We start from the raw sequence: 12431 nt of genomic DNA on the forward strand, positions 1-12431 counted from the left end.
TGCCATGCCCACTGTTCGCTTGCCGCGTAAAACCGCACTGCTACCCGTTTGCCTGTTAGCCAGCTTCGCCAGTTCGCCGCTGATGGCCCAGCAACGCACCGAAGTCCAGGCGCAGGGCGGTACCGGCGAGCCGCTTGAACTGCAATCCGTCGAGATCACGGCCAGTGCCGATGCCTCGGCCGAAGGCCTGACCCAGCCCTACGCCGGCGACCAGGTGGCGCGCGGCGGCCGTGTCGGCATCCTCGGCAACCGCGACTTCATGGAAACGCCGTTCACCTCGACGTCCTACACCTCGCAGCTGATCCAGGACCAGCAGGCGCGCAGCGTTTCCGACGTGCTGCAGAACGACCCGTCGGTGCGCGTCGCCCGCGGCTTCGGCAACTTCCAGGAACTGTACGTCGTGCGCGGCTTCCCGCTGTTCTCCGACGACATTTCCTACAACGGCCTCTACGGCCTGCTGCCGCGCCAGTACGTGGCCGCCGAGTTCATCGAGCGCGTGGAAGTGTTCCGCGGCGCCAACACCTTCCTCAACGGCGCGGCACCCGGCGGCAGCGGCATCGGCGGGGCGATCAACATCCTGCCCAAGCGCGCGCCCAACGAGCCGCTGACCCGCCTGACCCTCGGGGCCGAGAGCGGTGGCCAGGCGATGACCCATGCCGACGTCGCCCGTCGCTTCGGCGAAGGCGACCGCTTCGGCGTGCGCCTGAATGCCGCCAAGCGCGCCGGCGAGACGACCGTCGAGGACGAGGAACGCACCCTCGACATGTTCGCCCTCGGCCTGGACTACCAGGGCGACAACTTCCGTCTGTCGGGCGACGTCGGTCACCAGTACCACTTCATCGACCAGCCGCGCCCGAGTGTCACCCCCAACGGCGGCATCCCCAGCGCACCGGATGCCGAAGACAACTTCGCCCAGCCCTGGACCTACTCGAAGGAGAAGCAGACCTTCGGCACCTTGCGCGCCGAATACGACTTCTCCGACGCCGTGACCGGCTGGCTCGCCGCCGGTGTGCGCGAGGGCGAGGAGAAGAACCGCCTGGCCAGCATCAAGGCGGGCCGTTCCGGCGCCGGCACCTTCTACCGCTTCGACAACGTGCGCGAGGAAGACGTCTTCACCAGCGAAGCCGGCCTGCGCGCCCGTGGCAACACCGGTGCGGTCTCCCACGAGTGGGTGATGTCCGCGGCGATGTTCGATCTGCAAGCACGCAACGCCTACGGCATGTCGGGCAACCTTGCCGCCGATATCCATGACCCGTTCGACGCGGCGATGCCAGGCACCACCTGGACCGGCGGCCAGATGTCCGATCCTGGCGTCACCGAACGCACCCACACCCAGAGCCTGGCGCTGGCCGACACCCTGGGCTTCCTCGACGACCGCCTGCTGCTCACCCTCGGCGCCCGCCGCCAGGGCATCGAGGCCAAGAGCTACGACTACAACAGCGGCGACCGGCTGTCCTCCTACAACCGCTACAAGACCAGCCCGGTGGCCGGCGTGGTCTACCAGCTCACCGACGAACTGTCGGTTTACGCCAACTACATCGAGGGGCTGGTCAAGGGCGACATCGCTCCGGCGAGCAGCGGTGGCGTAGCCATCGTCAATGCCGGCGAGGCGCTGGAGCCCTATGTCTCCGAACAGACCGAGGTCGGCATCAAGTACGACGGCGGCAACCTCGGTGGCAGCCTGGCGCTGTTCACCACCGACCGGCCGTTCAGCACCGTGGAAAACGGTGTATTCACCGACGGCGGCGAACAGCGCAACCGCGGCATCGAGCTGTCGGTGTTCGGCGAGCCGGCCTACGGCGTGCGCCTGCTCGGTGGCCTCACCCTGCTCGATGCCGAGCTGACCAGCACACAGGACGGCCTCAACGAGGGCAACCGTGCGATCGGCGTGCCGCGCACCCAGGCCAACATCGGCGGTGAATGGGACGTGCCCGGCACCAATGGCCTGACCCTGACCAGCCGCGTGGTCTACACCAGCAGCCAGTACGCCGACGCAGCCAACGACCTGGAGGCGCCGTCCTGGACCCGCCTGGACCTTGGCGCACGCTACCGCATGGTCATCGACGAGCGTGACGTGACCCTGCGCGCCCGCCTGGACAACGTCACAGGCCGCGACTACTGGGCCTCGGTGGGCGGCTACCCGAACGCCAACTACCTCGTCCTCGGCGCCCCGCGCACGTTGTCGCTCAGCGCCACGGTCGATTTCTGATGCAGGCACGCACCCTGCGGGGCTGGGGCTGGGTCCACAAGTGGTCCAGCCTCGTCTGCACGCTGTTCATCCTGCTGCTGTGCCTGACCGGTCTGCCGCTGATCTTCTCCCACGAGATCGATCATCTGACCGGCGCCGAGATCGAGGCGCCGCCGATGCCGACGGGCACGCCGCACATCACGCTCGACCGGGTCGCCGCCGAAGCGGTCGGGGCCTATCCGGGCCTGGTGCCGCTGTACTTCTTCGCCGAGGAGGACCTGCCCGATCTCTGGTACGTCAAGCTCGATACCCGGGTCGACACCGACGAGAGCGACGCGCTGCTGATCCTTGCCGATGCGCGCACCGGTGCCGTGGTCGACGTGCCGGCGTTCGACGAGGGCTTCATGAGCGTGATGTACCGCCTGCATGTCGACCTCTACGCCGGCCTGCCGGGCAAGCTGTTCCTCGGCTTCATGGGGCTCCTGCTGGTGGTCGCCATCGTCTCCGGCGTGGTGCTCTACGCGCCGTTCATGCGCAAGTTGCGCTTCGCCGAGGTGCGTCGCGAGCGCGCGCCGCGTACGCGCTGGCTGGACCTGCACAACCTGCTCGGCATCGTCACCCTGGTCTGGGCGCTGGCCGTGGGCTTCACCGGGGTGATCAACACCTGGGCGGACCTGATCTTCAAGGGCTGGCAGGCCGAGCAGGTCGCCGCGTTGCAGGCCGGCGACACGCGGGTACTGCTGAGCGCCGATGCCAGTGATGCACCCGCTGCGGATGGCTCGCTGCAGACCGCGGTGGATCGCGTGCTGGCCGCCGCGCCGGGCATGGCGATCTCGATGATCGCCTACCCCGGCACGCTGCGCGCCACCCCGGAGCATGTCGCGGTGATCCTGCGCGGCGACACGCCGCTGACCTCGCGCCTGACTCAGGCGCTGCTGGTCGATCCGGTCAATGGCGAGGTGCTGGAAGCCGGCGCGCGGCCCTGGTACGTCACCGCGCTGCAGCTGTCCGAACCGCTGCACTTCGGCGACTACGGCGGCCTGCCACTGAAGGTGCTGTGGGCGCTGCTCGACGTCCTCACCGTCGTGGTGCTCGGCAGCGGCCTGTACCTGTGGCTCAAGCGCGGCGCGACGGAGGGGCGGACATGATGCGCATCTGGCTGTGGCCGCTGGTGCTCGGCCTGCTCTCGCTGCTCGGCCTGCTCGCCGGGCTGGTTTCCGATGGCATCGGCGACTGGCTGAGCTGGGCCACGCTGAGCCTGCCGGTGGCCATCGGCGCCAAGGCGCTGGCCGGCGGCCGGCAGACGCGGCGTGCCGGCTGAGGCTCCGGTAGGGGCGAACCCACGTCGCGGCATTGAGGGCAATGTCGCCATTTCCCCCCGCCAGCCGCGCCAACGGTACGCCGCGCGGGCGGTGCTGCGCCGGCCGAGCTGCTAGGATGCAGACTGTCGCGATCAACGCGACGCACGCGCAGGCTGGATGGACAGGCCCTTCATGCACCCGACCTCATCGCCTCCCGGCACGCTGCAGCTGCAATCCGCGGCCCGGCCCGCGCACCTGCGCATCGCCGGCGACTGGACGCTGGCGCACTACAACGCGCTGCGCGACGCCGTCGTGCGTATGCGCCCGCAGCTCGATGAGCACAGTACGGTCGAGCTGGACGCGCTGGGCGCGCTGGATACCGCCGGCGCCGGCCTGCTGGTCGAGCTGCTCGGCCCGCAGCGCATCGCCGCCGTGGCGCAATGGGCGCCGCAGCTGCCGGCCGAACGCCTGGCGCTCCTGCATACCGTGGCCGCGGCGCTGGATCGCCCGGCCACTCCGCAGCCGGATCAGGGTTACGAGTTCGGTGATCTGCTGGCGCATATCGGCCGGACCATGCAGGGCATCTGGGGCCAGCAGCGCGAGCTGCTCGGCTTCATCGGCCTGACCCTGCAGACGCTGCTGAGCGTGCTGGTGCGCCCGCAACGCTGGCGCCCGACCCCGCTGGTGGCGCACATCGAACAGACCGGGCTGGACGCCATCCCCATCGTCGCCTTGCTGACGTTTCTGGTCGGCGCCGTGGTGGCGTTCCTCGGCGCCACGGTACTGGCCGACTTCGGCGCCAGCATCTACACCGTCACCCTGGTTGGCTTCGCCTTCCTGCGCGAGTTCGGCGTGCTGCTGGCGGCGATCCTGCTCGCCGGGCGCAGCGCCAGCGCCTTCGCCGCGCAGATCGGCTCGATGAAGGCCAACGAGGAGATCGACGCGATCCGCGCACTGGGCCTCAGCCCGGTGGAGCTGCTGGTGTTGCCGCGGGTGCTGGCGATGCTGATCACCCTGCCGATCCTGACGTTCATCGGCATGCTCAGCGGCATCCTCGGCGGTGCGGTGGTCTGCGTCCTGGCGCTGGATATCTCGCCGACGCTGTTCATCACCATCCTGCAGCGCGACATCGACCTCAGCCATTTCCTCGTCGGCATCGGCAAGGCGCCGGTGTTCGCCTTCGTCATCGCCGTGATCGGTTGTCTGGAAGGCTTCAAGGTCAGCGGCAGCGCGCAGTCGGTGGGCGAACACACCACCTCCAGCGTGGTGCAGTCGATCTTCATGGTGATCCTGATCGACGCCATCGCCGCGCTGTTCTTCATGGAGATGGGCTGGTGAACGGCGAAGCGCTGATCCAGGTGCGCGGGCTGGTGAACCGCTTCGGCCGCCAGACCGTGCACGAAGATCTCGACCTGGACATCCGTCGCGGCGAAATCCTCGGCGTGGTCGGCGGCTCGGGCACCGGCAAGTCGGTGCTGCTGCGCAGCATCGTCGGTCTGCGCCGGCCCAATGCCGGCAGCGTGCAGGTGTTCGGCGAGAACCTGCTGCAGCTGCCGCCCGAGCGGCGCTCGCAGGTGGAGCGACGCTTCGGCGTGCTGTTCCAGCGCGGGGCGCTGTTCACCTCACTGAACCTGCAGGAAAACGTCGCGCTACCGCTGATCGAACATGCCGGCCTGGCCCGCGCCGACGCCGAGCATCTGGCGCGGCTCAAGCTGGCGCTGGCCGGTTTGCCGGCCGATGCCGCCTGCAAGTACCCCGACGAGCTGTCCGGCGGCATGGTCAAACGTGCGGCGCTGGCCCGCGCGCTGGCGCTGGACCCGGAAGTGCTGTTTCTCGACGAGCCCACCGCCGGCCTCGACCCGATCGGCGCCGCGGCGTTCGACCAGCTGATCCTGACCCTGCGCGACGCGCTGGGCCTGAGCGTGTTCCTGGTCACCCACGACCTCGACACGCTGTACACCATCTGCGACCGCGTCGCGGTGCTGGCGCGCAAGCGCGTGCTGGTGGCCGACCGCCTGGAAGCGGTGCAGGACACCGACGACGCCTGGATTCGCGATTATTTTCACGGCCCGCGTGGCCGGGCGGCGCAGCAGGCCGCTCTCGTGCAGGAGAACTCCTGATGGAAACCCGCGCCCATCACGTGCTGATCGGCCTGTTTACCGTGCTTGCGGTCGGCGGCGCCCTGTTCTTCGCCCTCTGGCTGAGCAAGGCCAGCATCGACCGTGAGTACCAGTATTACGAGATCAGCTTCAACCGCGCGGTCAGCGGGCTGTCCACCGGCAGCTCGGTGGAGTACAGCGGCATCAAGGTCGGCGACGTCGAGCGGCTGTGGCTGGAGCCGGACGACCCGCGCAAGGTGCGCGCGCGCATCCGCGTCTACGCCGGCACGCCGATCAAGCAGGACACCCGCGCCCGCCTGGCGCTGGCCAACATCACCGGCAGCATGGTCATTCAGCTGCACAGCGGCACGCCCGACAGTCCGCCGCTGCTGGGCAAGCGCGGCGAGCCGCCGCTGATCATCGCCGATCCCTCGCCGCTCTCCGCGCTGCTGGAGAACGGCGAAGACCTGTTGAGCAACATCAACAACCTGTTGCGCAGCGCCAACCTGATGCTCTCCGAAGAGAACGCCGGGCGCATCGGCCAGACCCTGGCCAATCTCGAACAGGCCACCAGCGTGCTGGCCGAACAGCGCGGCGACCTCAGCCAGGCGCTCACCCAGCTCGCCGAGCTGGGCCGGCAGACCAACACCGCGCTGGAGGAAATCACCCGCCTGACACGCAACGCCAACGGCCTGCTCGACGACGAAGGCCGCCAGCTGCTGGCCAGCGCCGGTCAGTCGATGGCCGCGCTGGAGCGCAGCACCTCGCGGTTGGACGCCCTGCTGGAGGACAACCAGGGCGCGCTGAACAGCGGCGTGAAGGGGCTGGGCGACATCGGCCCGGCGCTCAACGAGCTGCGCGGCACCCTCGGCGCGCTGCGCCGGGTCACCCAGCGGCTGGAAGACGACCCCAGCGGCTTTCTGCTCGGCCGCGAGAAGATCGAGGAATTCGCCCCATGATCCGCACAGCGCTGCACCGCTTCGCCCTGCCCGCTCTACTGACGCTGCTGTCCGCCTGCTCGGTGCTGCCGCAGGCCGAGCCGGTGCGGGTCTTCCTGCTGCCCGGCGCACCCGTCACGCCGAGCGCCACGCCGTCGACCCAGGGTGACCTGGCGCTGCGCGTGCACACCCCGCAGGCCAGCCGCATGCTCGCCAGCCCGCGCATCGCCGTGGTGCCGCAGGGGCATCAGCTCAGCGCCTATCAGGGTGCGCGCTGGGCCGATCCGGCGCCGCAGCTGCTGCGCGACCGGCTGATCGAAGCCTTGCGCGCCAGCGGCCGGCTGGCTTCGGTGAGCAGCGACGACAGCAACCTGCAGGCCGACCTCGAGCTGATCGGCGATCTGCGCGCGTTCCAGAGCGTCTATCAGGATGGCACGCCGCAGGTGCTGATCCGCCTCGACGCCACACTGGTGGACAGCGCCAGCCGCCGCGGCCTCGCCAGCCGGCGCTTCGAGATTCGCCAACCCAGCGCCAGCGCGCAGCTGGACAGCGTGGTCGAGGCCTTCGGTCAGGCCAGCGACGAGCTGAGCCGCCAGCTGCTCGCCTGGGTACTGGCGCAGCAGCCTCGCGACCGCTGAGCCGCCGGCGGCGCCTGGACGGCGCTTCCTTGATCTGGATGAACTTCCTGTAACCCGTCCTCGCCTAGCATGGGGACGGTCGTAAACGCGCAAGGACCCCGCATGAAACCCTCAGTCAAGAAAACCCTCACCCGTTCCGTGCTGGTCCTGGCGGCGCTCGCGGCGGTCGGCCTGATCGTCTGGTCGGAGCTGCGCCCCAACGGCCTGGGCGAAGGCTTCGCCAGCGGCAACGGGCGCATCGAGGCCACCGAGATCGACGTGGCGACCAAGCTGGGCGGGCGCATCCGCGAGATCGCCGTCGACGAGGGCGATTTCGTCCAGCCTGGCCAGGTGCTCGCGCGCATGGACACCGAGGTGCTCGACGCCCAGCTCAACCAGGCCCGCGCGCAGGTACGCCAGGCCGAAAACGCCATCCTCACCGCGCAGGCGCAGGTCGCCATGCGCGAGAGCGAGAAGGCCACCGCCGAGGCCGTGGTGCACCAGCGCCAGGCCGAGCTGACTGCCGCACAGAAGCGCCACAAGCGCACCGAAACCCTGGTGGCACGCAACGCCATGGCGCGCCAGCAGCTGGACGACGACCTCGCCGCTAAGCAGAGCGCACAGGCCGCGCTGGCTGCCTCGCGCGCCCAGGTGCTCTCGGCCGAGGCCGGCATCGCGGCCGCGCGCTCGCAGGTGATCGAGGCGCAATCGGCGCTGGAAGCCGCCCAGGCCAGCGTCACGCGCCTGCAGGCGGACATCGCCGACAGCGAGCTGAAGACCGACCGCGTCGCCCGCGTGCAGTACCGCGTGGCGCAGCCGGGCGAGGTGCTGGCCGCCGGCGGCAAGCTGCTCAACCTGGTCGACCTGGCCGACGTCTACATGACCTTCTTCCTGCCCGAGCGTCAGGCCGGCCGCGTCGCGCTGGGCAGCGAAGTGCACATCGTGATCGATGCGGCGCCGCAGTACGTGATTCCGGCCAGGGTCAGCTATGTCGCCAGCGTCGCGCAGTTCACCCCCAAGACCGTGGAAACCGAGAGCGAGCGCGAGAAGCTGATGTTCCGCGTCAAGGCGCGCATCGACCCCGCGCTGCTGAGAAAGCACATGGAACAGGTCAAGACCGGCCTGCCCGGCATGGCCTACCTCAAGCTCGATGACGCCGCCGAGTGGCCGGCACACCTGCAGGTCAACGTCACGCCATGAGCGAGCCGCTCGCGCCGGTGGCGCAGATCGCGGGCGTCACCCTGCAGTATGGCCAGACCCGCGCGCTGGACGATCTCGCCGTCGAGCTGCCGGCGCGCCGCATGGTCGGCCTGATCGGCCCGGACGGCGTCGGCAAGTCCAGCCTGCTGGCGCTGATCGCCGGCGCCCGACGCATCCAGCAGGGCAGCGTGCGCGTACTCGACGGCGACATGGGCGACGCCGGCCATCGCCGCGCCGTGTGCCCGCGCATCGCCTACATGCCGCAGGGCCTGGGCAAGAACCTTTATCCGACGCTCACCGTCGCCGAGAACCTGGAATTCTTCGGCCGGCTGTTCGGCCAGGACGCCGCCGAGCGGCGCTGGCGCATCGCTGAGCTGACCCGCAGCACCGGCCTCGCGCCGTTCCTCGAGCGCCCGGCGGGCAAACTCTCCGGCGGCATGAAGCAGAAGCTCGGGCTGTGTTGCGCGCTGATCCATGACCCGGACCTGCTGATCCTCGACGAGCCGACCACCGGCGTCGATCCGCTGTCGCGCGCGCAGTTCTGGGAGCTGATCGCGCGCATCCGCGCCGAGCGCCCGCAGATGAGCGTGCTGGTGGCCACCGCCTACATGGACGAAGCGCAGCGTTTCGATCATCTGGTGGCGATGGATGCCGGGCGCATCCTCGCCACCGGCTCGCCGGCCGAACTGCTGGCGCGCACCGCCAGCGACAGCCTCGAAGAGGCGTTCATCGGCCTGCTGCCCGAAGACAAGCGCCGCCGCCACCGCACGCTGGAAATCCCGCCGCGCGAGGCCAGCGACAGCATCGCCATCGAGGCGCACGACCTGACCATGCGCTTCGGCGACTTCGTCGCGGTGGACCGCGTCAACCTGCGCATCGAGCGCGGCGAGATCTTCGGCTTCCTCGGCTCCAACGGCTGCGGCAAGACCACCACGATGAAGATGCTCACCGGCCTGCTGCCGGCCAGCGAGGGCCGCGCGCTGCTGTTCGGCAAGCCGGTGGACCCGCACGACCTGCAGACGCGCCAGCGCGTCGGCTACATGTCGCAGGCCTTCTCGCTGTACAGCGAACTCACCGTACGGCAGAACCTCGATCTGCACGCGCGGCTGTTCCACATTCCCGCCGAACGCCGCGAGGCGCGCATCCGCGAGATGCTCGAGCGCTTCGAGCTGACCGCCGAGGCCGACAGCCTGCCCACCGCGCTGCCGCTGGGTGTGCGCCAGCGCCTGTCGCTGGCGGTGGCGGTGATCCACGCGCCGGAAATGCTGATCCTCGACGAGCCGACCTCGGGCGTCGACCCGGTGGCGCGCGACGGCTTCTGGGAGCTGCTGGTGCAGCTGTCGCGCGAGGACGGCGTGACCATCTTCATCTCCACCCACTTCATGAACGAGGCGTTGCGCTGCGACCGCATCTCGCTGATGCATGCCGGCCGCGTGCTCGACAGCGACACGCCGCAGGGGCTGATGGCCAAGCGCGGCCTGGCAACGCTGGAAGAAACCTTCATCGCCTACCTCGAAGATGCGGTCGCCGAAGGCGCGGCCGCTGCCCCGGCGAGCGCGCTGCCGCCGCGCGTCGCGCCGCCGGCCAGCACTGGCACCGGCGCCGCGCAGAACCGCTTCAGCCTGCGCCGGCTGCTCAGCTACAGCCGCCGCGAGGCGATGGAGCTGCGCCGCGACCCGATCCGCGCCACGCTGGCGATGCTCGGCACGGTGATCCTGATGTTCATCATGGGTTACGGCGTCAGCTTCGACGTGGAGAACCTGACCTACGCCGTGCTCGATCGCGACCAGACCACCACCAGCCAGGGCTATCTGCTGAACATCGCCGGCTCCCGCTACTTCATCGAGAAGGCGCCGCTGGCCAGCTACGACGAACTGGACCGGCGCCTGCGCAGTGGCGACATCAGCCTGGCGATCGAGATTCCGCCGAACTTCGGCCGCGACCTCAAGCGCGGGGCGGTGCCGCAGGTGGCGTTCTGGATCGACGGTGCCATGCCGATGCGCGCCGACACCATCAAGGGCTACGCGCAGGGCATCCACCTCACCTACCTGCAGCAACTGGCGCGCGAGGCCGGCGTCGAGGCGCAGCTGTCGCCGGCCGACGTGGCCATCCGCTACCGCTACAACCCGGACGTGCAGAGCCTGCCGGCGATGGTGCCGGCGATGATCCCGCTGCTGCTGATGATGATTCCGGCGATGCTCACGGCGCTCGGCGTGGTGCGCGAGAAGGAGCTGGGCTCGATCACCAACTTCTACGTCACGCCGACCACCCGCCTGGAGTTCCTGCTCGGCAAGCAGCTGCCGTACATCGCCTTGGGCATGTTCAACTTCGCCACCCTGGCGCTCTTGGCGGTGTTCGTCTTCGGCATTCCGATCAAGGGCAGCATCCTCACCCTGTGCCTCGGCGCGCTGCTCTATGTAACCTGCGCCACGGGCCTCGGCCTGCTGATGTCGTCGATCCTGAACAGCCAGATCGCGGCGATCTTCGGCACCACCATCGTCACGCTGCTGCCGGCGATTCAGTTCTCCGGGCTGATCCACCCGGTCTCGGCGATGGAAGGCGTCGGCGCCTTCGTCGGCAAGCTGTATCCCACCAGCCACTTCCTGATCATCAGCCGCGGGGTGTTCTCCAAGGCGCTCGGGCTGGTCGAGCTGTACCCGTATTTCATCCCCATGCTGCTGGCCATTCCGCTGCTGACGCTGCTCAGCGTCGCCGGTCTGCGCAAGCAGGAGAAATGACATGGGCCACACCGCACGCAAGCTCAGCAACATCCTCCAGCTCGGCCTCAAGGAGCTGCGCAGCCTCTACCGCGACCCGGCGATGCTGGTGCTGATCATCTATTCGTTCACCGTGGCCATCTACGAAGGCGCCACCGCGGTGCCGGAAGCGCCGCACCGGGCGAGCATCGCGGTGGTCGACGAGGACCGCTCGCAGGCCTCCCTGCGCATCATCAACGCCTTCCAGCTGCCCTATTTCATCGCGCCCAAGGCGATCGATCTGGCGCAGATGGACAGCGGCATGGACGCCGGCCTCTACACTTTCACCCTGAACATTCCACCGGGCTTCCAGGAAGACCTGCTCGCCGGGCGCCAGCCGAGCATCCAGCTCAACGTCGATGCCACCCAGGTCAGCCAGGCGTTCACCGGTGCCGGACACATTCAGCAGATCATCGCCAGCGAGACCGGCGAGTTCGTCAGGCGCTACCGCGGCGGCGAAGCGCTGCCGGTCGAGGCGGTGGTGCGCACCGCGTTCAACCCCAACCTCAGCCGCGCCTGGTTCGGCGCGGTGAACGAAGTGATCAACCAGATCACCATGCTGGCGATCATCCTCACCGGCGCCGCGCTGATCCGCGAGCGCGAGCACGGCACCATCGAGCACCTGCTGGTGATGCCGGTGACGCCGTTCGAGATCATGGTCGGCAAGGTCTGGGCGATGGGGCTGGTGGTGCTGGCGGCGTCGGCGTTCGCCCTGCGCTTCGTCGTCGAGGGCTGGCTGGACATCCCGATCCAGGGCTCGCTGCTGCTGTTCGCCGGTGGCGCCGCGCTGCACCTGTTCGCCGCCACTTCGATGGGCATCTTCTTCGGCACGGTGGCGCGCTCGATGCCGCAGCTGGGGCTGCTGGTGATCCTCACGCTGATTCCGCTGCAGATCCTCTCCGGCGGGGTGACCCCGCGCGAGAGCATGCCCGAGCTGGTGCAGCAGGTGATGCTGTTCGCCCCGACCACGCACTTCGTCGAGCTGGCCCAGGCCATCCTGTTCCGCAGCGCCGGCGCCGCGGTGGTCTGGCCACAGCTGCTGGCCCTGGCGGCGATCGGCGCGGTGTTCTTCGTCGGTGCGCTGTCGCGGCTGCGCAAGTCGCTGCGCTAGCGCCGTTCGTCCTGATCCAGACAGGCGATTGCCGGGCATCAGGGCTCACACAAGGCTGGCCCGCGGATCGCCTCGGACAACGCGCGGGGCCTGGCTGGAGGTCCGCTCGCAGCACCTGCAACCCGCCGCCGGACTAGCATCCGGCCAGCACCCTATACTCCTCACCGTAACCAAACGGTCATGGCCGGCGCCGGGCGCCCCCGGGAATTTTTGCATCGCTG

The 12431-nt window shown here is 69.1% G+C and carries 10 protein-coding genes; all 10 read left to right on the plus strand.

Annotated features, from left to right (window positions below; all coding sequences use genetic code 11):
• The first annotated feature begins 4 nt into the window (after nt 1–4).
• The gene (locus HU825_RS04285; RefSeq protein ID WP_234302976.1) at nt 5–2209 is read left to right on the plus strand and encodes a TonB-dependent receptor; all 2205 of its coding nucleotides are present in this window, start codon (nt 5–7) and stop codon (nt 2207–2209) included.
• Complete coding sequence (locus tag HU825_RS04290) at nt 2209–3336, plus strand: PepSY-associated TM helix domain-containing protein (protein WP_234302977.1); 1128 nt, start codon at nt 2209–2211, stop codon at nt 3334–3336. The genes HU825_RS04285 and HU825_RS04290 overlap by 1 nt, the downstream gene beginning before the upstream one ends.
• Nucleotides 3333–3509 carry a hypothetical protein gene (locus HU825_RS04295; protein WP_193749386.1) on the plus strand — a complete coding sequence of 59 codons (177 nt, stop codon included), beginning with the start codon at nt 3333–3335 and terminating at the stop codon, nt 3507–3509. Before HU825_RS04290 ends, HU825_RS04295 begins: the two co-directional genes overlap by 4 nt.
• A gap of 172 nt (nt 3510–3681) precedes the next feature.
• A complete protein-coding gene (locus tag HU825_RS04300) occupies nt 3682–4827 on the plus strand; it encodes an MlaE family ABC transporter permease (RefSeq protein WP_234302978.1) in 1146 nt (381 codons plus the stop codon).
• Entirely contained in the window at nt 4824–5609 is a 786-nt protein-coding gene (locus tag HU825_RS04305) for an ABC transporter ATP-binding protein (RefSeq protein ID WP_008569280.1), read from the plus strand. Before HU825_RS04300 ends, HU825_RS04305 begins: the two co-directional genes overlap by 4 nt.
• On the plus strand, nt 5609–6547 hold the full coding sequence (locus HU825_RS04310; RefSeq protein ID WP_234302979.1) for an MlaD family protein: 939 nt from the start codon (nt 5609–5611) through the stop codon (nt 6545–6547). Before HU825_RS04305 ends, HU825_RS04310 begins: the two co-directional genes overlap by 1 nt.
• Nucleotides 6544–7164, plus strand: coding sequence for an ABC-type transport auxiliary lipoprotein family protein (locus tag HU825_RS04315; RefSeq protein ID WP_234302980.1), 621 nt, complete (start codon nt 6544–6546; stop codon nt 7162–7164). The genes HU825_RS04310 and HU825_RS04315 overlap by 4 nt, the downstream gene beginning before the upstream one ends.
• A 102-nt stretch (nt 7165–7266) precedes the next feature.
• Nucleotides 7267–8343 (plus strand): HlyD family secretion protein, encoded by a 1077-nt coding sequence (locus HU825_RS04320; RefSeq protein WP_043295163.1) that lies wholly within the window; start codon nt 7267–7269, stop codon nt 8341–8343.
• Complete coding sequence (rbbA, locus tag HU825_RS04325) at nt 8340–11081, plus strand: ribosome-associated ATPase/putative transporter RbbA (RefSeq protein WP_234302981.1); 2742 nt, start codon at nt 8340–8342, stop codon at nt 11079–11081. The genes HU825_RS04320 and rbbA overlap by 4 nt, the downstream gene beginning before the upstream one ends.
• A gap of 1 nt (nt 11082) precedes the next feature.
• Nucleotides 11083–12210 (plus strand): ABC transporter permease, encoded by a 1128-nt coding sequence (locus HU825_RS04330; protein WP_234302982.1) that lies wholly within the window; start codon nt 11083–11085, stop codon nt 12208–12210.
• The last annotated feature ends 221 nt before the right edge of the window (nt 12211–12431 follow it).

It is taken from the genome of Pseudomonas phenolilytica (genome assembly GCF_021432765.1).
GTDB lineage: Bacteria > Pseudomonadota > Gammaproteobacteria > Pseudomonadales > Pseudomonadaceae > Stutzerimonas > Stutzerimonas phenolilytica.